Origin of the sequence: Evansella vedderi (genome assembly GCF_030813435.1) — a bacterium.
Classification (GTDB): domain Bacteria; phylum Bacillota; class Bacilli; order Bacillales; family Salisediminibacteriaceae; genus Evansella; species Evansella vedderi.
Genome location: NZ_JAUSUG010000005.1, coordinates 192,070 through 212,267 on the forward strand (window position 1 = coordinate 192,070; position 20,198 = coordinate 212,267).

Consider the following 20,198-nt stretch of genomic DNA (forward strand, 5'->3'; position numbering starts at 1 on the left):
AAAGATAGTAAATGGGAATTTGTTTGGGAGATAACGTTGTAAAAAGAAGGATTCTCAAAAAGGATGTAGAATACAGAAGTATGAAAGAGGTTAATGGTAAAATCTTTGTCGATGGAGATTCGTGTCCGGTTGTAAATGAAATTGTTACCATTGCGAAGGAGAAAAACATAGAAGTTATTTTTGTAACTTCTTATGCACATATTCGCAAAAAGGAGTTTCCTCCTAATGTCCAATCTGTATTCGTTGATCAAGACCGAGAAGCTGCAGACTTAAAAATTGCCAATATGATTAAGAGAGACGATGTAGCTATTACAGACGACCTTGGTCTTTCGAGTTTATTACTGGCAAAGGAGGTTCAAGTTCTTACCTCGCGGGGAAAGTTAGTAACAAATGACGAAATTGACTACTTATTGGATTCAAGGTATAGATCTGCAAAACAGCGGCGTGCTGGCGCTAAAACAAAAGGTCCAAAAAAACTGACAGATCAAAATCGCCTTGATTTTAAAAAACAATTAGAAAAAATTTTGTCAAATAGGCAGGAATTTTGACGGAGAGGGCGAAACTATATAAGCCATCCCTTTTATTTAGAAGGATTGGTGGTGAGGAATATGAGTCGACGTATTCCAGAAGAAAAAATCGAGGAAATTAGAAAATCAATAGACATCGTAGATGTCATTAGTGAATATGTTTCATTGAAAAAGCAAGGAAGAAATTTTATTGGACTTTGTCCCTTTCATGGGGAGAAAACTCCATCCTTTTCTGTATCACCGGATAAACAACTTTTCCATTGTTTTGGGTGCGGTGCCGGTGGGAATGTTTTTTCTTTCTTAATGGATTCAGAAGGAATTTCCTTTATTGAATCAGTCGGAAAAATAGCATCAAAGCTTAATATCGACCTTCCTGAGTTGGAACAAATTACAGAGGCCACGGAAGAAAAAAACGATACTCTAAAGTATTGGTATGGAGGTCATGAAATAGCAGCTAAGCTTTTTCACCATATTTTAACTGTTTCCGAAGAAGGGAAAGGAGCAAGGGAGTACTTAAGGAAACGGGGGTTTACAAAGGAAGTAATAGATAGGTTTCAAATTGGTTATGCTCCTAATTCTTGGGATTTTTTAACGAATTTCTTGGAAAAAAGGAAGTTTCCAATAGAAGAAATGGTTGCTTGCGGATTACTTTCCATAAGAGAATTTGATCAAAAACCATTTGACCGCTTTCGAGACCGCATCATGTTTCCAATTTGGAATAAAAGCGGCGATATTATTGCATTTGGGGGCCGGGTCCTCAACGAGGGAAATCCGAAATATTTAAATAGCCCCGAGTCTACTGTGTTTAACAAGAGTGAAACACTCTATTATTATCATAAGGCCCGCCAAAACATAAGAAAGAAAAATGAAGTTGTATTGTTCGAAGGTTACGTTGATGTTATTTCAGCATGGAGAGCAGGTATAGAGAATGGAGTTGCAACCTTAGGTACCGCTTTAACAGAAACGCAAACCAAATTACTGCGAAGAACTAGTGATAATATAATACTTTGCTACGATTCTGATAATGCTGGCCAGAATGCCACATTAAAAAATGCAGCTATGTTAGAGGCCGCGGGAATGAAGGTTCGAATTGGAAAACTTCCAGATGGGTTTGATCCTGATGACTATATACAAAAAAATGGACCAGAACGTTTTAATCAAGACATCATTGGTCAAAGCTTGACGTTAATGGCATTTAAATTTCAATATTACCGACGGGGAAGAAATCTCCAAGATGAAGGTCAAAAACTGGATTATATTCAACAAATATTAACTGAAATTAGCAAATTAACGAGAGCGGTGGAAAGGGATCATTATTTACGGCAGTTAGCAGATGAGTTTTCCATTTCGTTAGAAGCATTGAAGCAGGAGCAAATACAAATTTTTAAAGGGCGAAAAAGCAAGGAAAAACGGGAAAACAAAGCACCAAGTGAATCATCTAAGTTTATAAAAGCCCAGAAAAAATTACTTTCTGCCTATGAAAATGCAGAAAGAATATTATTAGCACATATGCTTCAAAAAGAAAATGTTGCTACCCAGGTACAGGAACTAGTGGGTGGGACATTTAATATAGATGAATACCAAGCAATAGCAGCACATCTTTACAGCTATTATAGTGAAGGCAACATGCCAAATCCCTCCGCATTTATCGAGCGTTTGGAGGACGAAACACTGAAACGAATCACAACAGAGCTTGCGATGATGACCATTAATGAAGATATGTCTGAGCAAGAGTTGAACGACTATATTAGAAAAATTCAACAATATCCTAAAAAGTTAGAGATTGAACAGTTGAAGCTGAAAAGGGTACAACTAGAGGAAGCTAAAGAGTACAAACAAGCAGCTGCCATAGGGATGGAGATCATCAAAATGGAGCAGGAATTAAAAAAGGCATAATCCGGACGATGCTGAAGTTGTCTTGAATTATAGGAAGGAGGGATCGCATGGCTGAGAAACCATTACGTCCAATGGCGGAAGGAGATTTGTCCATCGATCAAGTCAAGGAACAATTAGTAGAACTGGGGAAAAAACGGGGGGAGTTAAGTTACGCAGAAATTACAGAACGCCTTGCCATATTTGACCAGGATTCAGACCAAATGGATGAGTTCTTTGAATATTTGGGAGAGCAGGGGGTAGAAATTTTAAATGAAACAGAAGCAGTTCCTAGTCTTCAACAAGTAGAGAAAGAGGAAGAGGAATTTGATCTTAATGATTTATCAGTACCACCTGGAATTAAAATAAATGACCCTGTTCGTATGTATTTAAAGGAGATAGGGCGTGTACCCTTATTGTCAGCCTCAGAAGAAATCGAATTAGCTAAGAAGATTGAGGATGGGGATGAAGAAGCAAAACGGAGACTTGCAGAAGCCAACCTCCGTCTAGTTGTAAGTATTGCTAAGAGATATGTTGGTAGAGGAATGTTATTTCTTGACCTTATTCAAGAAGGTAACATGGGACTAATAAAAGCAGTTGAGAAATTCGACTATAATAAAGGTTATAAATTCAGTACGTACGCTACGTGGTGGATTCGCCAAGCTATTACAAGAGCTATTGCAGACCAAGCAAGAACCATTCGTATCCCAGTTCATATGGTTGAAACCATTAATAAGCTAATACGTGTACAAAGACAGCTCCTTCAAGACCTTGGTCGTGAACCTTCACCGGAAGAAGTGTCAAAGGAAATGGATTTAACTCCAGAGAAGGTGCGTGAGATTTTAAAAATTGCTCAAGAACCAGTTTCTCTTGAAACTCCAATTGGTGAAGAAGACGATTCTCACTTGGGAGATTTCATCGAAGACCAAGAAGCTTTAGCTCCTTCAGACGCAGCGGCCTACGAGTTACTAAAGGAGCAGCTTGAAGATGTTCTTGATACGTTAACCGATCGAGAAGAGAATGTTCTCCGACTACGTTTTGGTCTTGATGATGGAAGAACACGCACCCTCGAAGAAGTAGGTAAAGTCTTTGGTGTTACCCGTGAAAGAATTCGTCAAATTGAAGCTAAAGCATTGCGTAAACTAAGACATCCAAGTCGTAGTAAACGTCTAAAGGATTTCTTAGAATAGTCATAATGCTTCTGAAAGATAAATGATTTACTTGAGCCTGGCAATGGTTTATTGTCAGGTTCCTTTAATTTAAAACTGCCTATTGGCAAAACTTGAATTTCGCTATATATAAATAATGTGACTTGGATAAGCTATAAGCGGACCAATTACGCTTAAAGGCAGCCCACGTACTGCGTCTGCGATTACTCGAATGATCGTCTAATCCCTGAAATTTACTGCAATTTCTTACTTCGACTTTATTCGAGGGAGGTAATCAAAGGTACTTTGAAGTCCCCTAAAGTATAGTAGAAATCAAATTCTTTGCTTTTGTAACGATTGCATTGGTAACGTTATCATTTGTTATTATTTATTTTACTCAGTTATCACCTACAATGCAAATTGCTTTATTAATTAGTTATTGGCCATATTGCTGTGTACCGTGTCTTGTTTACGAAAGAAAGGGAAATTTATTGCCCACGTTTATGTTATGATTTCTGCTTTTATTTCGTTCTTGTTGGTGCTGACAATAAACACTTTTTAGGGGAGTCATGGGTTTTCGGTTTATCCATTTTCTAGCTATGTTTTATATGGATATACGTAGGTGTACGGTGGGGGGTACTACTTAATAATTACCGGGATTATAGGAATTGCAATCTACATAATGGCTGTATTATCTAATGAATGGTTATAATCTGAATAAGGGGTGTAATTCCTAATGAAAATAATTGCCCATCGTGGGAATAAACGTTACACACCAGAAAATACGATGGCAGCATTTCAATCAGCATGCCAATACCCCATTGATGGAATTGAATTTGACTTACAAATAACAAAGGATGGAATTCCTATCGTTATCCATGATGAGAAAATAGATAGAACAACAAATGGAAAGGGGTTTGTTAGAACCTTTACCTTCAGGGAAATTAGAAAATTTGATGCAGGGAGCTGGTTTAATAAATCGTTTCAAGGGGAAAAAATCCCTTCTTTTGAAGAAGTGATTTTATGGTCGAAGGGAAAGAATATTACTCTACATATTGAGCTTAAACACCAGAAGGGAAGGAACAATCAATTTCTTCATACTTTTTTAGAAATGGTAGAAGATTATAAAATGATTGAATCGGTGGTTATAAGTAGTTTTAATCATTCCTATATTACTTATTTAAAAGAATTGAATTCGAGTTTATCAACAGCATTCATTACGAAAACTCCTATATTCGGTGCAATAAAATACGCATCAAAAATAAAAGCAGATGCAATCCATATTAGAAATAGCTATCAAGCTATGCGGTTCTACCGTACCTGGATGAGTAAGGGGTTACCAGTTCGAGCTTATAATGTTCATCGCATAAAGGATGCCATGAAATGTCACCGACTTAATATAGATTCCATTATCACAAATGACCCTAAAAAAATGACAGAAATATTTCGCCATCTATGTAAAGAGAATTAAAAATGACTTTTTATAAAATGCTTTACTGATTTTACTTTTCTATTCTTATATTTTAAAGTACAATATAGAATAGCTTTGCTTATGCGAGCTTTGGTAATAATAGAGAATAACAATTAAAGGAGGTACATAACATGAAAGGAAAACCGTTATTTCCTTTTGCAGTAACTGCTGTTCTAGGAATTCTTTTGATCGTCATTTTATCTTTTGTTGGTCTAAATCAAGGACAAGATATAGCAGGAGAAGATGGGGATGCTGATGAACAGGAATTTGAAACTGCTTATGAGCTAGGAGAACATATTTATTTACAAAGCTGTGCTGCCTGTCACGGTCAGGACTTAGAAGGTGTGGGTAGTAACCCAGCTGTAAATGCCCTTGAGGGTAGATTTACAAAGGAAGAAATTGTCCAAATTATTCATGAAGGACCTGGAGCAATGCCTCCTTTTGCAAATTTAGGGGACGATGCAGAAGCTGTTGCTGAATTTTTATTAACTGAATCTGAGTAATTGTTAAAAAAAGAAGGATATTACGTAAATCCTTCTTTTTTTCAATATCTTTGGTAAAAATAAAAATGAGAAGGTATTATATACATAATTTTAAAGGGAATTTATAGGTGAAGAAAATGAATGAAATTCAATTATCTAAACGCTTAGAAAAAGTAGCATCCTACGTGAGAGCAGGTTCATCTGTTGCGGATATTGGGTCAGACCATGCTTATCTCCCAGTTCATTTGGTTTCAAGGGGAATCGCTAGGAGAGCTATAGCAGGTGAAGTAAATAAAGGCCCCCTCACCACAGCTATAAAACAAATAAAGAAGAATAATTTGGAAGCGAAAATCCATGCGAAACTAGGGAATGGATTGGAGGTAATAGAGGGGGAAGAGGTAGATACTGTAACCATTTGTGGCATGGGAGGACCACTCATATCACAAATACTTGAGGAGGGGAAAGGGGAATTGTCTAACGTCTCCAGATTAATATTACAGCCTAATATTGCAGCCGATCATGTTAGAAGGTTTCTGTTAAATAATCAATGGGAATTAAAAGATGAGTCTATTCTTAAAGAAGATGGTCACATATATGAAATACTCATGGCAGAGAAAGGGAAGCCATTGGTAGCTTATAGTGATGACTTAGAAAAGGAGCTTTGGCTAGGCCCCTTTCTTCTGAAGAAGAAGAGTCCTGAATTTATGGAAAAGTGGTCCAAGGAACTAGAGCAATTAGAAATTATTTATGAAAAATTAAATGAGGCAGCTCCAACAGAGGAGCTAATGGATAAAAGAGAAAGTGTAAAACGTAAGATGGATTGGTTAAAGGAGGTATTAAAGTGAAATTAGCAAATGGCCAAACAATAATCCAAGCTTTTGAAGCTGTTTCACCGAAGTCCTTTGCTATGGAAGGGGATAAAATTGGGCTTCAAATAGGTACTTTAAACAAACCGGTTAAAAAAGTAATGGTTGCTTTAGATGTTCTAGAGACAGTTGTAGATGAAGCCATAGAAGAGGGTGTAGATCTAATTATTGCTCATCATCCAATTATTTTTAGACCAATTAAATCACTCAATTTGGATACTTCTTATGGACGTACAATTGAAAAACTCATTAAACATGATATCGCTGTTTATGCGGCACATACGAATTTAGATGTAGCACCGGGAGGGGTTAATGACCTTATGGCAGATGCACTTGGACTTGAAAGCCTGGAAGTCCTTGTGAAAACAACAGAAGACCCCTTAAAAAAGCTAGTCGTGTTTGTTCCTGAGAAATATGCTGATGAAGTTCGGGAAGCGCTTGGGACTGCAGGGGCAGGGCATATTGGCAACTATAGTCACTGTACCTTTAATACGAAAGGAACAGGGACTTTTAAGCCTGGTGAAGGAACAAATCCCCATATTGGTCAACAAGGAAAGATGGAGTTTGTATCTGAAGTGAAGATTGAAAGTGTTTTTCCTGAAAGTCTAGAAAAAAAAGTTATAAGGGCTATGCTTAAGGCACATCCGTATGAAGAAGCAGCATATGACGTTTTTAATATGGCTGTAAGCGGTCAGAATTATGGATTAGGTAGAATAGGTTACCTCCCTAAGGAAATGTCTCTAGGGGACTTTGCAGAGCTTGTGAAGAGGACATTTAAAGTGAATGGGGTACGTGTAGTGGGTGACCTGAATAGAAAGGTAAAAAAAGTAGCTGTCCTTGGTGGAGATGGAAATAAATATACCTCCGCTGCATTATTTAAAGGGGCAGATGTCTATGTTACTGGAGATCTTTATTACCATGTAGCACATGATGCTATGATGGAGGGTCTTGCTATGGTTGACCCTGGTCATAATGTAGAAAAAATTATGAAAGACGGTGTTAAGAAGATCATTAAGTCTTTTGTAGAAGAAAAGGGTTATGCTACAGAGGTCATATCATCAAAAGTTCATACGGATCCTTTTCAGTTTATGTAAAAAACAAAGAGGTTGGGACAAAAGCGTTTTGTCAATGAGAATTCCGAACGAAGCATATAAATCGCTTCGGAAATATACTTCGCTACGATAATACATTGTTCGTATTTTCATCTAAACACTTTAGTTATGTCCCAGCCTCTCTTTTTATGATTTTAAGTTGCTTTCTTTTTTACCTTTGGTAAAATTTTAGTTAGCTTGACTGTACTTGTTGTATCCCAAGTGTGGGGATCATCTTCATCGTATTTTTCAAGAAATTGAATAAGTTCTTTAGTGATCGGTGTGGGGGTACTTGCGCCGGAAGTAACGGCTACCTTTTTAACCCCTTTTAACCATTCCAAATTCAGTTCATTTAAGTTTGCAATTCGATGGGCAGGAGTACCGGCTATTTCTTTAGATACTTGAGCTAAACGGTTGGAGTTATTACTTTTAGGATCTCCCACCACCAGCAGTAAATCTGCTTCTTTTGCTTGCTCTGCCACTGCCTCCTGACGCACTTGGGTTGCAAGGCATATTTCATTATGGACCTCTGCATGTGGGAATTTCTTTAAAGAATCATTGATAAGATGGGATACATCCCACTGACTCATAGTTGTTTGATTCGTAATTAATATTTTATCCGACTTAATTTTTAAATTATTAACATCCTCTGATGATTGAACGAGGTGAACAATATCGGGTGCTACACCAATGGCACCTTCAGGCTCAGGGTGGCCTTTTTTACCTATATATATTATTTCATAACCTTCCTCTTTTTTTTCACGAATTAAATCATGAGTTCTCGTTACATCAGGGCAGGTTGCATCCACAGTTGTTAACCCTTTTTCCCTTGCCATCTTTCTAACCTCAGGAGAGACACCGTGTGCAGTAAAAATTACTGTCCCTTTATCTACTTGCTTTAAAATTTCCAAACGATTCGGTCCGTCTAGTGTGATGATACCTTCTTCCGTAAAGGCATCCGTAACATGTTTATTATGAACAATCATTCCTAAGATATAAATAGGTCTAGGCAAATCTAGATTTTCTGCCGCTTGTCTGGCTAAAACCATGGCATCTACTACACCATAGCAATAGCCACGGGGAGAAATTTTAATGACTTCCATTGGGGAACCTCCAATCATATATTTAACACTAAGATAGTGGATATAATGTTCATTATTCATTAATTATTATAAGGCCATTTCAGGTATATTGACAAACGAATGTATTTAAAGGAATGGGATATAAAAACAAAGTCCGCCCGGCTGCAATAGCAACAGGACGGCTATAAAAGAGGTTATGCCCCTTTAGAATGATCATTAATAAATTGTAATGCTTCTTCCTCAGAAATATTTTTTACTAACATTAATTCGCTAACAATAAATTGCTTTGCACGATCTAGATTTTTACGGTCCTCCATATGTAAACCGTTCGTGCGTTCTCCTTCTTTCGAAGTTAAATTTGCAATTACCATGGCTGCATCTATAATGGATCCTGATTTTAGTAATGTTTCGTTTTCTTTGGAGTAAGGACGTGCTGCTTCTTTTTTGGAGGCACCTTCTGTCGGCTTAAGCGCAGTTGCTACCTCTTCTAATTGTTTAGGTTGAATGATCTTTCGTAAACCAGAACTCTTGATTCGATTTTCAGGTAACATAAGTGTAACGTGGTTTAAAGGAAAGAAAACCACATAGTAATTTAACTTTTCACCTAGAATATCCTTTTCCTCAATGTCATTAATTGTACCAGCACCGTGGTATGGGTAAACAACATGATCACCGACTTTAAACATGAGCATTCCTCCAATACAATAGTAAATCTATTGTAACATAAATGGAATTAAATTTAAAATTTTACTACGGAAATTATAATTAGTCAATGAGAAAATGTGTAAAAAGAACCAGTCAGGGAGAGGACTGATTATATATATAGTTTAGGACATGGAATTTTACCAGTGACGTCCTTTTTTTTCTTTACCGTGGTTTTTGAGGGCTTCTTTTTTTTCGATGATTTCTTTTTTTGAGATGTATCCTTTGAGAGATTTTGTTTTTTTGTTGTAGTTTGATTTTGTTTCTTTTGACTTTTCTTTTTTTTCTGTTCTGCCTCTACTTCTTCTTTTTCGTGTTCTTCCTCTTTATCCTTTTCTTTTAGTCCGTCAACTTCTTCTTCTTCTTCTTCTTCTTCTTCTGAATCAGAATCTCCCTCCTGGTCAACTTCTTGTTCATCAATAATTGACTCATCTGATTCTTCATCGCTATCGTCATCGTCACTTGATTGTAATGCGGAGAGAAGCTCTGGTAATGACTTTAACATAGGACCGTATTGTTGTACCATGGGACCAACTTGTTGAGCAAATTCGATGGCCTTTTGTGCATTTTCTACGAATCCTAATAAGGTAGCTAATCCACCACCACTTCCCGCAGTAGCTGCAGCACCAGCAGCACCAGCAGCATTACCTAATGCCGAACCAGCACTTCCAAGGGCACCTGTATTACCTACCATATTACCCATAGCAGGTCCAGGGTTTCCTGCCGCCGCACCACCGCCTCCAAATAAACGTGAAAGAAGTCCGCCGCCTCCCCGCGCAGCTTGCTGCATAGGGGCGGAACCTAGGGACCGTGACATCATTTGTTGAGTTTGTGGTTGGGAGAAAGCCCCTCTTGCAAACATACCACCGCTGTGTGAAGGTGGTCCTGAAGGATAAGGTCTAGGTCCAAACATGTGGAACATCCTTTCAAAAAAACGTATTCTTTCTCATGTTAGGTATATGCAATGGGAAAGAATATGGTATAGGCGGAAATCTAAGAATGAATAATGGAAATAATGTACACAAATTTAGCAAGTGGCATGAACGCGGTTATTCATGATAGAATAAGTAACTAGTGTGACAAAAGCTCGGAAATGAGACTGAAGAAGGAAGGTTAAGATATGAAACATAACTTTGAACGATTTGAATTAAAGCCTTTTTTAATAGAAGCTTTAGCTTCAAAAAATATAACATTACCCACTGAAATACAAGAGCGTTTAATCCCAGCAATAAAGAATGGAATGGATGTTATTGGGCAATCACAAACAGGGACAGGGAAAACGTACGCTTTTTTGTTGCCTATTCTTCATAGAATTGATATAACAAAAAAAGAAACGCAAGCAGTCATTACTGCCCCAACTAGAGAGTTAGCAGGTCAGTTATATGAAGAATTAAAAAAGCTTACTGATTTTTCAGATGAGACTATTGATTCCCAGCTTGTTGTAGGTGGGACAGACAGATTGCGAATGATGAATAAATTAAAGCATAGTCCCCATGTTGTTGTTGGAACACCGGGAAGAATAGCAGATATGGTTGATAAACAAGCCCTTGATGTACACCATGTTGAGATGTTTGTTGTGGATGAAGCAGATCAAATGTTGGATATGGGCTTTATTGAAGATGTGGATAGAACAGCAAGCAGAATGGGTCAGGAGCTGCAAATGATGGTATTCTCAGCAACCATCCCAGAGAAGCTAAAACCTTTTTTAAAAAAGTATCTTAAAAATCCACGGCAGGTTGAAGTGCAGCCAAAAACAGCTTCTCCAAAAAAAATTCAACATTGGTTAGTTCCAGATAGAGATAGGGAGCGTAAAGAACTTCTTATAAATGTAGTAAATGCGTTGAATCCTTTTTTAGCTGTTATATTTACAAATAAAAAAGAAACAGCAGACGAAGTATATGCCGCATTGCAGGATACGGGAATTGACGCTGATATCCTCCATGGTGGTGTCAGTCCACGTCAGCGAAAAAAAGTGATGAAACGATTACAGGACGCAGAAGTTCAATTTTTAGTAGCTACGGATTTAGTGGCTCGAGGGATTGATGTAGTGGGGATTAGCCATATCATCAATTATGAACTTCCAACTGAACTAGAATACTATATTCATCGTGTCGGCAGAACGGCTCGCGCCGGGTGGGACGGCATAGCAATAACCTTCTATGGGAGGAACGATCAAGACAGTATTCAAAAGCTGGAAAAACAAGGGATTTCTTTTGTATATCGAGAATTGAAGAATGGGGAATGGAAGGATATAGAGAAACGAAATCGTCCAAGGATGGTATCAACTAGAACAGAGAAGGCTGTTTCTGCTCCTAAAACTGGTGGAAGCGTTGGAAAAGCGAAGGCAAAGCCAAAGAAGGTTAAACCAGGCTATAAGAAAAAAGCTCGCTATAAAAAAGCGAAAGAAGAGCAACGTCAAAGACGAATTGAAAACAAAAAAAGAAAATAAATGGAGTAATGAAAGAGGAATGGGAGAGGATTTTTTATGTTATTAGGATCACACGTTTCCATGAGTGGGAAGAAAATGTTGTTAGCAGCAAGTGAGGAAGCTACATCCTATGGTGCAACAACATTTATGATTTATACGGGTGCGCCCCAGAATACAAGAAGAAAAGCTATTGAGGATTTAAATATTGAATCTGGATTAGAACATATGAAAGCCAATGGAATTGATAATATTGTTGTGCACGCACCATATATCATTAACATAGGTAACTCACAAAAGAAGGAAACATTCGAATTAGGTGTAAATTTTTTACGTAGTGAGATCGAGAGAACTGCTGCAATAGGTGCAAAACAAATCGTCCTTCATCCTGGAGCGCATATAGGGGCAGGGGTTGAAGAAGGGATTAAGAAAATAATTGAGGGTTTAAATGAAGTTTTAGAAAAGGATCAAAAGGTACAAATAGCTTTGGAAACTATGGCTGGCAAAGGGTCTGAATGTGGCCGATCTTTTGATGAATTAGCGAAAATAATTGACGGTGTCACTCATAATGATCGTTTATCCGTTTGCTTTGACACATGTCACGTACATGATGCTGGGTATGATATTGTAAATAATTTGGACAAGGTATTAGAAGAATTTGATCAAATTGTTGGTTTAGAAAGGTTGAAGGTCCTTCATGTTAACGATAGTAAAAATGAGCGTGGGTCTCGAAAAGACCGGCATGAAAATATTGGATTTGGTCATATCGGCTTCGAAGCATTGGAACGTATTCTGTATCATGAGGTTTTCACTGAGGTCCCAAAAATTCTAGAGACACCCTATGTTGGAGCAGATAAGAAAAATAAATTTGCACCGTACAAATTAGAAATTGATATGATCAAGGGCAGAAAGTTTGACGAGGGGTTAAAAGAGAAATTAATTAGTACTGCAAGTGTTTAATATGTTTATAGTGCCTGGTATGAGTAAAATTACTCGTACCAGGCTTTTGTTCAAATTTTAATCAAGAGAATAATCTAAATATGTTTCGTATGGCTGCAACAATTTTCGTGCCTTTTTATATAGACTTGGGTCTAGTTTTTTTAGTTGGTTGTTAATGGATAATACTAATTTTTTATTACCTATGTCAAATGGTTTAGCCTGAAGAATTTGGAGAATTTCCTTTGCTTGTTTTACTGTTATACTTAAGTTATTTTCCCTACCTATTCGAATTATTTCCTTGACTGTTAAATTCCTGATCTTTTGATTCACCATTTGTCGAATCAAGGGATTCAATAAAATTACCTCCTTTCATTCCTTAAAAGTTAAAAAAGAATACAATTTATGATTATGGTTTAATCAGCAAAATGTTCCATTTTAATGTATACTAATTTATAAGGAAGTTTAGAATTTTGTTTTTGTAAGGGGATCTGAAAATGAAGGAAGAAGCAATAAGGAATGATTATAATATTCTTCAAACAGTCGCTGCACTGTCTGACTCTTGGATATTTGTGTTTGAAACAGATCATACACTTACAAAGACTTATGTTTCCGACAAAGAAATTCAAGAAACATTACAATATAATTTTTTTTATTGTCTTAAAAAGGACGAGCACAAGAAATTCCGTTTGTTTTTTGAAAAAGTACTGAACTCTTCCTCCTTAGTTAAAGAGCAATTTACGTTCCATATCAATTTACATAAAATAGAGGTGCTTATTACTGCTACTGTTGAAGATCAACATGTTGTAATGATAGGGAAACCAAAGGTCGATAGGGAGAGGTACCAACATGATTCCTCGATTGTTCATCAGTTTCCTGTACCTGTTCTTTCCTTAACTCAAGATGGAGATATTTCTAATTGGAACTGCCATATGGAACGCCTTCTTAAACAAATGGACGTACCAGATATTGAGAAAGATAAACAAATCTCCTTTAACAAAACGAGCAATGATTTTTTTTATAAAATTACAGAAATATATCATTCTATGAAAGAAACAGGTGAGTCGAAGAAAGAAATGTATAAGTCAGAGGAAATGCGTTTTATCCTCCAGGGACTCATTTATGATGAAGAGACATTTCTAGTAGTGATTAAAGATGAAAGCTACCAAAGGAAGTTTGAACAACTTCTTACTTATCAACATCAAATGCAGGCTGTCTCTCAAATAGCAGCGGGAGTTGCTCATGAGTTGAGGAATCCCTTATCTGTTATTAAAGGTTTCCTCCAACTTTCGAGGCTATCTGATAATCTAAATAAATATTATGAAACCATCCTATCTGAAATAGAACGAATGAATAAAATTATTGAAGATTTCTTATCTGTTTCAAGAAAGAAAATCGACAAGCATTATATTCAACCAGAGGAATTAATGGACTCTATACTAATGATATTCCATTCTGAATGTATTCTACATGATATTGAACTAACCTTTAATATTATTGATTCCAATAGTTCTATTTATGCGAATGAGCAAATGATTAAGCAAGTACTCTTAAATGTTCTGAGAAATTCCATTGAAGCTTATGAAGAACAGAAACTAAACCGTGTTTTCGTCGTAAATACAGAAATATATAAAGGGTTTTATTGTATTGAACTAACGGATAAAGGTCCTGGAATTAGTCGTGAGGCAATGGAAAAAATTGAACAGCCTTTTTTCACAACAAAGGAGAAAGGAACTGGAATTGGTATCCCCCTATGTAAACGAATTATTGAGGAACACAATGGTGGGTTCTATATTACAAGTGAAGAAGGAATGGGAACTACTGTACGTATTCAACTGCCACTTCACAAAAATTAAATAATAGAACGAGGTATTCTGCAAGTGTAAATTTACCTTGAGAATACCTTTTTTAGTATGTCAATTTGAAAAAGGAAGTGTCCATAAGGGTGAATAGCTTAGGGTACCCTATTTGTTTTCCTGGACGCTGTTTTTAAAGATATGATTAAATCCTATAAATCCTTATTGTAAGCCTGTGCTTGTTTATATAAGGTGAGTTGGCTATCTATGAGGGGGTCATGCTTTTTTATATCAATGTAATGGTAGTCTCCGTTTTTTTGTTGGGACTCTAACTTTTTTGTTCGGATTTTTGTCCCAGCCTTTATATTCCAAAGGATGCCATACAAGAAACAGCTAACCTATCCCGATGGGGGAGTCCATCTATCGATTGATTAGTTAAAAGATAAAAGGTATGCTGACTTTGTGATTCTGAATTTATTTTGGCACCTATATAAAGTACTTTTGTACTCCACCTTAAAAGTTGAAGTTAATGTTTTGTAAAGGGCTGTTCCATTAACTTATTAAGTTCGTTAGCTAAAAAACAGTAGAACAGAAATACGCCTTTGAGTCTCCTTATCTAGAGAGTAATTGAAACTTAATGAAATGAGTTAGTAATGTATTCCCTAGACGTATTATTTATCATTTTTATGGAAAATCCCTTACGTTTACAAAAAAATTATGGTAATGTATACTCGATGAGTAAATCGTAATGATTCTTAATAGATGATACAGTTCCTTTCTTTACCAAAGTAAGGTATTAAAGATAGATATATAGAGTGTTATATAAAATGTATTAATTAAGGTGGTTTGTTAATGGGTGAAAAGAAGACTCCTTATGCTATTGAAATAGATCATGTGTTTTTTTCCTATGGCCAAAGGGATGTACTACAGGATATTCATTTAAAAATTTCAGAAGGCTCATTTCTTGCCTTAGTAGGCCCTAATGGTTCAGGGAAATCTACTCTCATAAAATGTATTTTAGGATTATTAACTCTACAAAAAGGGAGTATCAAGTTATTTGGCCAGTCCATTAAAAAATTTCATGAGTGGAATCAAATAGGCTTTGTTTCACAGAAAGCAAACAGTTTTAACAGCGGGTTTCCTGCAACAGTATTTGAAGTAGTTTCCATGGGTCTTTATGGGAAAATAGGGTTGTTCCGTTTTTTAACAAAAAGACATAAGGAAAAAGTTAAAGAAGCTATTAAACAGGTAGGTATGGAAGAATATATGAATCAAAATATCGGTGAGCTATCTGGGGGACAGCAGCAGCGAGTATTTATTGCTAGAGCACTGGTGAGTGAACCTCGACTTTTAATATTAGATGAGCCTACTGTTGGTGTTGATGCTAAATCTGTACAGAATTTTTATAACATGTTAAGAAAATTGAATACAGAAAAAAAAATCACCCTTATTTTAGTCACACACGATGTTGGTGCAGTAACAGAATACATTACAGATGTTGCTTGTTTAAATAAATGTCTTCATTTCCATGGGGATACTCATGAGTTTGAGGAAAAGCAAGACGAAATGATGTCTACCATGTACGGTCACGATGTTAGGGTAATTACTCATAACCATGACCATGATCATCACGATCATTTTCACGATCATGATGGGAGCGACCTTCGATGATTAGCGTCTTTTTTCAATATGATTTTTTGACTTATTCCTTATATACAGGATTAATGATAGGATTTCTTGCTCCATTTATCGGAGTGTTCCTCGTGGTAAGACGACTTTCCTTGATATCGGATGCACTATCTCATATTACTTTATCTGGGGTAGCATTTAGTTTATTGTTAGGAAGATATTATCCATTTTTTGCTGGACTTAATCCAATTTATATGGGTATGGCCTTTTCCGTAAGTGGTGCATTGTTTATTGATCGATTAAGAAATGTTTATCAATATTATAAAGAGTTAGCCATTCCAATTATTTTATCAGCTGGTATTGGGATCGGCGTTGTTTTTATCTCCCTTGCTAATGGTTTTAATAATGATTTATTTCAATATTTATTCGGCAGTGTAGTTGCCATTCGGCAATCGGATTTTCAAATAGTTAGCATTATTACAATTGTTGTTTTATTATTATTTATCTTATTTTATAAAGAATGGTTTTACTTAAGTTTTGATGAAGAACAAGCAGTAGTTTCAGGTATTCCGAGAAAACCTCTTCATTTTCTTTTTATGATAATTGTAGCCTTAGTTATTGCTGTATCTATGCGTGTAGTGGGTATACTTTTAGTTTCTTCCTTAATGACACTTCCGGTAGCAGCCGCATTAAGGCTTGCAAAGGGGTTTAAGCAAATGTTTATTTATGCTGTTATTTTTGGTGAAATTTCTGTTATTTTTGGTTTAATAAGTGCTTTTCATTTAGATACAGCACCTGGCGGGACAATTGTAATTATCAATATTTTAATATTATTATTTGCGATTCTTTTTTCAAAATATAGAAGAGCATGAATTAGGTGAGTTTATGGAAATATTGCAGCAGCTGACATTTTTAGAACGTGGAATTGCAGCAGGACTAATCATTGGGTTTATCTGTCCTTTACTTGGTGCCTTTTTATTAGTACGGCGAATAACAATTATATCAGAAGCTTTGTCCCATATAACGTTAACTGGGATTACAGCGGGTATTTTTTTAAGCCAAGGATTTGTTTTTCTATCCTTTTTAAATCCCTTATATACAGGATTATTTTTTTCATTGATTGGTTCATTATTGGTAGAAAAATTAAGACAAATATATAAGAATTTTCAGGAACTTGCTATTCCAGTAATCCTTTCCGCAGGCATCGGTTTAAGTGCTATTTTAATTAGTTTAGTCAATACCAGTTATTCAGAGTGGTATAGCTATTTATTTGGAAGTATTGTTACTGTTTCCCTTAATGATTTACTATTTATAATCATAACAGGTCTATTGGCCTTTCTTATGATTGTTGCCTTTTATAAAGAACTTCTTTCCATTTCCTTTGATCAAGAATTTGCAAAGGTTTCGGGCATTTCTATTAGACGATTTAACTTCTTCTTTTCTATATTAATAGCACTCGTTATATCTATGTCCATGAAAGTAGTTGGAATTTTGCTGGTTGGAGCAATGGTAACTCTTCCGATTGCTGCGAGTATACAAATTGCTAAAAGCTTTCGCCAAGTCATTTTCTGGGGGATCGTTTTTGGAGAAGTCTCCATGATAGGTGGAATCCTTTTTTCTTACTTCTTTGATATTGCAACAGGGGGAATGATTGTAGTAACAGGTATAGGTTTGTTACTATTAACTACAATAATTAAACGTTCTAAGGAATATGTTGAGCATAAACTTTCAGGTGGGTGACAAAGGATGAATTTACATCAAGCAATGGAGATTTTGAAGGAAAATGGATACAAGCATACGAATAAACGTCAAGATATGCTGACACTTTTTTCGAATGAAAAGCGTTATTTAGCTGCAAAGGATGTTTTGGAACATATGCAAAGCAAGTATTCTGGATTAAGCTTTGATACGATCTATCGTAATTTGTCTGTTTTTACTGAATTGGGTATATTAGAAACAACTGAGCTTGATGGCGAGAAAAAGTTTAGATTTACATGTTCGACTGAGCATCACCATCATCATTTAATATGTTTAAACTGCGGAAAATCTAAACATATTCACGAATGTCCAATGGACTTGTTTCCAGTATCGAAGGAAGGGTTTAAAATAGTAGGGCATAAATTTGAGGTATATGGGTATTGTGATAAATGTGATGAAGATAATAAACAATATAAATAAAAAATAAAGAATAAGCTCACTAATTTTGTGAGCTTATTTTTTATTTTTCCATTTGTTGTTCTTGACACCTTTTTTTGTTGAGTTTCCATCAAATGTACCAAAATGTCTACCTAGTTCACTTATTAATTCATTATATTTATTTTGAGTTAATCTACCATCAACATAAAGATAGGTTGCTAAAACATAAGCTAATGGTGTAGTATCGACCACTACATTTACATCTACATCAGAATTTCCACTATAAGTAACTGTTGAAGTTGGATTATTACTTATTTCTATTTTTTCCTTTGAATTAGAAGAATTGACAGGTCTAGTTCTAGTTCTCGGAATTAATCGATATTTCAAATTTATTAGCCTCCTTATTTCATATTGAATTACTTTAAAAGGTGTTAGAGGGTCTTTGAAAGGGGAGATCCCTTATCAAAAACCCTCTTCTCTTACGCTCGTTATAGGTCCTCGTCCGTTTGATGTTGTCTCTGTCTCTGACGTTGGTTTTGTACTTGTCTTGCTCTTGCTATTGCTTCTGCATCAACATATACATCTACAAAAGAATTTCCACTATCAACTACTTCAGCAATATTATAGTTGAAGTTTTTGTCTTTAATGAAATTCTCATTGTCCAACCTATTTCTGTTAACATTGTTATCAGAAATAACGTTTGTTGGAGTCGGACGTACTCTGCGAGGTCTTGTCAACAGTATCACTCCTTTCCATATGAACTAATAACAACATATGAAAAAGAAGGGGCAATGAGTGGACAAACTTAATAGTTATTTATTTGTTTTATTCAATTCTGATTTAAAAAGGCATATGGATGAGTTGGTTCACCTAAAAAAAACCAACTCACCTGATGGGAGTTGGGAATGATTTTCTTAATTATAAAATTGGTTTATTATTTCCTTGGCTTCGGTCCAGTTATTGACACGAATTACCCCTTTTGGTACTAGACCTTGATTATAAGGTGTATTCATTAAAATCACTGGTATAGCACACTCCTCAGCAATATCACATGCATTATCATGTTTATCTTCAAAGAAGATGTCCAGCTTATGCTTCTTAACCGCAGCTAATTTATCATGTTTCCCTAACAATTCTAAGTGATCATAAGGGATTGCAAGTTGATGAAACCACTCTAAGGTTATATCATGGTGTACCTTTGCACGTGCACTAATATAAAATAATTCATGTAATTCCTTCCATTCCTTTAATACCTGTCTTGCTCCAGTAGCTAAAACAGCTTTTTTATAAATAGTTGGTTCATGTACTTTCATCCATTTCCAAAAATTTTCGGCAGATATTCCTAAGACACTAGACAAGTCATATTCCGTAATATCATCAATCGTTAAACTTTTATTAAAATGTTTATTTATATAAGGAATAAAAGTGGCAGGGTCTGTTATTGTTCCGTCAATATCAATTCCAAACCTTTGTTTTTTCATCGAATCACCCTTTCTATAAAGCATACTACTACATGAAATCATTGTCATCGATAATACAGTACCATATTGGCATACTAATTGTACACGCATTGGCAAAGGAGGGAAAAACGAATGCCTGAAGATAACCGTAACTATCCAAGGGATTTTCGTGTAGTAAAGGATGAACATGAAGAAGTAAAGAAGTTTGAAACAGAAGAAGGCAAGGAAGTGGAATATCGAGAAGAAACTGCTGCTGAATATGCTCCAAATCAGGGGATATTTAGGGAAAACAGAACTGTAGACGTAGATGTGGATGAGGAAAGGGAAGAAACAACAGCAGGAGAAGGAAGGGGATTAGCAACTTTTGCTGTGGCTCTTTCTATCGTATCTTTGTTGTTTTTACCAATCCTATTCGGTGCAGCAGGATTAATTCTCGGCTTTATGGCTGTTAATAGGGAACAAAGAGGCTTAGGCTATACAGCTATTGCCATAAGTGCATTTTCCATTATTATGAGCGTCTTTTTTGCACCGTTTGTCACCTAACAATTAGCCTTTGCGTGTAATTATAAGGAAAA

The 20,198-nt window shown here is 35.9% G+C and carries 22 protein-coding genes; 15 read left to right on the forward strand and 7 right to left on the reverse strand.

The annotated features are described in order from the left end of the window. Positions 1 to 80 precede the first annotated feature (80 nt). The 7 genes from J2S74_RS08490 (at position 81) to J2S74_RS08520 (ending at position 7,460) form a co-directional block, all read left to right on the forward strand. On the forward strand, positions 81 to 548 hold the full coding sequence (locus tag J2S74_RS08490) for a DUF188 domain-containing protein (protein ID WP_307324238.1): 468 nt from the start codon (positions 81 to 83) through the stop codon (positions 546 to 548). Positions 549 to 608: 60 nt separating this feature from the next. Further along, the gene (dnaG, locus tag J2S74_RS08495) at positions 609 to 2,423 is read left to right on the forward strand and encodes a DNA primase (RefSeq protein WP_307324240.1); all 1,815 of its coding nucleotides are present in this window, start codon (positions 609 to 611) and stop codon (positions 2,421 to 2,423) included. 47 nt (positions 2,424 to 2,470) lie between these two features. Next, complete coding sequence (gene rpoD / locus J2S74_RS08500; RefSeq protein WP_307324243.1) at positions 2,471 to 3,589, forward strand: RNA polymerase sigma factor RpoD; 1,119 nt, start codon at positions 2,471 to 2,473, stop codon at positions 3,587 to 3,589. A gap of 694 nt (positions 3,590 to 4,283) precedes the next feature. After that, on the forward strand, positions 4,284 to 5,018 hold the full coding sequence (locus J2S74_RS08505; RefSeq protein WP_307324245.1) for a glycerophosphodiester phosphodiesterase family protein: 735 nt from the start codon (positions 4,284 to 4,286) through the stop codon (positions 5,016 to 5,018). A 131-nt stretch (positions 5,019 to 5,149) separates the two neighbouring features. Next, entirely contained in the window at positions 5,150 to 5,521 is a 372-nt protein-coding gene (locus tag J2S74_RS08510; RefSeq protein WP_307324247.1) for a c-type cytochrome, read from the forward strand. A 116-nt stretch (positions 5,522 to 5,637) separates the two neighbouring features. Continuing rightward, positions 5,638 to 6,345, forward strand: a complete 708-nt coding sequence (locus tag J2S74_RS08515) for a tRNA (adenine(22)-N(1))-methyltransferase (RefSeq protein WP_307324388.1) — start codon at positions 5,638 to 5,640, stop codon at positions 6,343 to 6,345. Then, on the forward strand, positions 6,342 to 7,460 hold the full coding sequence (locus tag J2S74_RS08520) for a Nif3-like dinuclear metal center hexameric protein (protein WP_307324248.1): 1,119 nt from the start codon (positions 6,342 to 6,344) through the stop codon (positions 7,458 to 7,460). Before J2S74_RS08515 ends, J2S74_RS08520 begins: the two co-directional genes overlap by 4 nt. A 152-nt stretch (positions 7,461 to 7,612) precedes the next feature. Here the strand turns inward: J2S74_RS08520 and J2S74_RS08525 are convergent, their stop codons facing one another. The 3 genes from J2S74_RS08525 to vrrA all read right to left on the reverse strand — a co-directional run bounded on the left by J2S74_RS08525 (position 7,613) and on the right by vrrA (position 10,154). After that, positions 7,613 to 8,560, reverse strand: a complete 948-nt coding sequence (locus tag J2S74_RS08525) for a 4-hydroxy-3-methylbut-2-enyl diphosphate reductase (RefSeq protein WP_307324249.1) — start codon at positions 8,558 to 8,560, stop codon at positions 7,613 to 7,615. 173 nt (positions 8,561 to 8,733) lie between these two features. After that, positions 8,734 to 9,225, reverse strand: a complete 492-nt coding sequence (locus J2S74_RS08530; protein WP_307324251.1) for a CarD family transcriptional regulator — start codon at positions 9,223 to 9,225, stop codon at positions 8,734 to 8,736. A gap of 128 nt (positions 9,226 to 9,353) precedes the next feature. Beyond that, positions 9,354 to 10,154 (reverse strand): VrrA/YqfQ family protein, encoded by an 801-nt coding sequence (gene vrrA, locus J2S74_RS08535; protein WP_307324253.1) that lies wholly within the window; start codon positions 10,152 to 10,154, stop codon positions 9,354 to 9,356. Positions 10,155 to 10,361: 207 nt separating this feature from the next. Here vrrA and J2S74_RS08540 point away from each other — a divergent pair, with 207 nt between their 5' ends. Both J2S74_RS08540 and J2S74_RS08545 read left to right on the forward strand, forming a co-directional pair. Continuing rightward, a complete protein-coding gene (locus J2S74_RS08540; protein WP_307324255.1) occupies positions 10,362 to 11,690 on the forward strand; it encodes a DEAD/DEAH box helicase in 1,329 nt (442 codons plus the stop codon). A 36-nt stretch (positions 11,691 to 11,726) separates the two neighbouring features. Beyond that, complete coding sequence (locus J2S74_RS08545; RefSeq protein WP_307324257.1) at positions 11,727 to 12,626, forward strand: deoxyribonuclease IV; 900 nt, start codon at positions 11,727 to 11,729, stop codon at positions 12,624 to 12,626. A gap of 57 nt (positions 12,627 to 12,683) precedes the next feature. On the opposite strand, the gene J2S74_RS08550 is transcribed toward J2S74_RS08545, so the two are convergent. Then, positions 12,684 to 12,959 (reverse strand): DUF2624 family protein, encoded by a 276-nt coding sequence (locus tag J2S74_RS08550; RefSeq protein ID WP_307324259.1) that lies wholly within the window; start codon positions 12,957 to 12,959, stop codon positions 12,684 to 12,686. Between the two features lie 140 nt (positions 12,960 to 13,099). Between J2S74_RS08550 and J2S74_RS08555 the strand changes: the two genes are divergently transcribed. From J2S74_RS08555 to J2S74_RS08575, 5 genes are all read left to right on the forward strand, one after another. Beyond that, positions 13,100 to 14,458 (forward strand): two-component system sensor histidine kinase NtrB, encoded by a 1,359-nt coding sequence (locus J2S74_RS08555; RefSeq protein ID WP_307324261.1) that lies wholly within the window; start codon positions 13,100 to 13,102, stop codon positions 14,456 to 14,458. A 792-nt stretch (positions 14,459 to 15,250) separates the two neighbouring features. Further along, a complete protein-coding gene (locus tag J2S74_RS08560; RefSeq protein WP_307324263.1) occupies positions 15,251 to 16,069 on the forward strand; it encodes a metal ABC transporter ATP-binding protein in 819 nt (272 codons plus the stop codon). Further along, positions 16,066 to 16,899, forward strand: a complete 834-nt coding sequence (locus tag J2S74_RS08565; protein WP_307324265.1) for a metal ABC transporter permease — start codon at positions 16,066 to 16,068, stop codon at positions 16,897 to 16,899. Before J2S74_RS08560 ends, J2S74_RS08565 begins: the two co-directional genes overlap by 4 nt. 13 nt (positions 16,900 to 16,912) lie before the next feature. After that, positions 16,913 to 17,767 carry a metal ABC transporter permease gene (locus J2S74_RS08570; RefSeq protein ID WP_307324267.1) on the forward strand — a complete coding sequence of 285 codons (855 nt, stop codon included), beginning with the start codon at positions 16,913 to 16,915 and terminating at the stop codon, positions 17,765 to 17,767. A gap of 6 nt (positions 17,768 to 17,773) precedes the next feature. After that, entirely contained in the window at positions 17,774 to 18,205 is a 432-nt protein-coding gene (locus tag J2S74_RS08575) for a Fur family transcriptional regulator (protein ID WP_307324269.1), read from the forward strand. A gap of 33 nt (positions 18,206 to 18,238) precedes the next feature. Here the strand turns inward: J2S74_RS08575 and J2S74_RS08580 are convergent, their stop codons facing one another. From J2S74_RS08580 to J2S74_RS08590, 3 genes are all read right to left on the reverse strand, one after another. After that, complete coding sequence (locus J2S74_RS08580) at positions 18,239 to 18,550, reverse strand: hypothetical protein (protein WP_307324271.1); 312 nt, start codon at positions 18,548 to 18,550, stop codon at positions 18,239 to 18,241. A gap of 101 nt (positions 18,551 to 18,651) precedes the next feature. Then, positions 18,652 to 18,900, reverse strand: coding sequence for a hypothetical protein (locus J2S74_RS08585; RefSeq protein WP_307324273.1), 249 nt, complete (start codon positions 18,898 to 18,900; stop codon positions 18,652 to 18,654). 177 nt (positions 18,901 to 19,077) lie between these two features. Next, positions 19,078 to 19,644, reverse strand: coding sequence for a 5' nucleotidase, NT5C type (locus tag J2S74_RS08590; protein ID WP_307324275.1), 567 nt, complete (start codon positions 19,642 to 19,644; stop codon positions 19,078 to 19,080). A gap of 111 nt (positions 19,645 to 19,755) precedes the next feature. Between J2S74_RS08590 and J2S74_RS08595 the strand changes: the two genes are divergently transcribed. Then, entirely contained in the window at positions 19,756 to 20,166 is a 411-nt protein-coding gene (locus tag J2S74_RS08595; protein WP_307324277.1) for a DUF4190 domain-containing protein, read from the forward strand. Positions 20,167 to 20,198 lie beyond the last annotated feature (32 nt).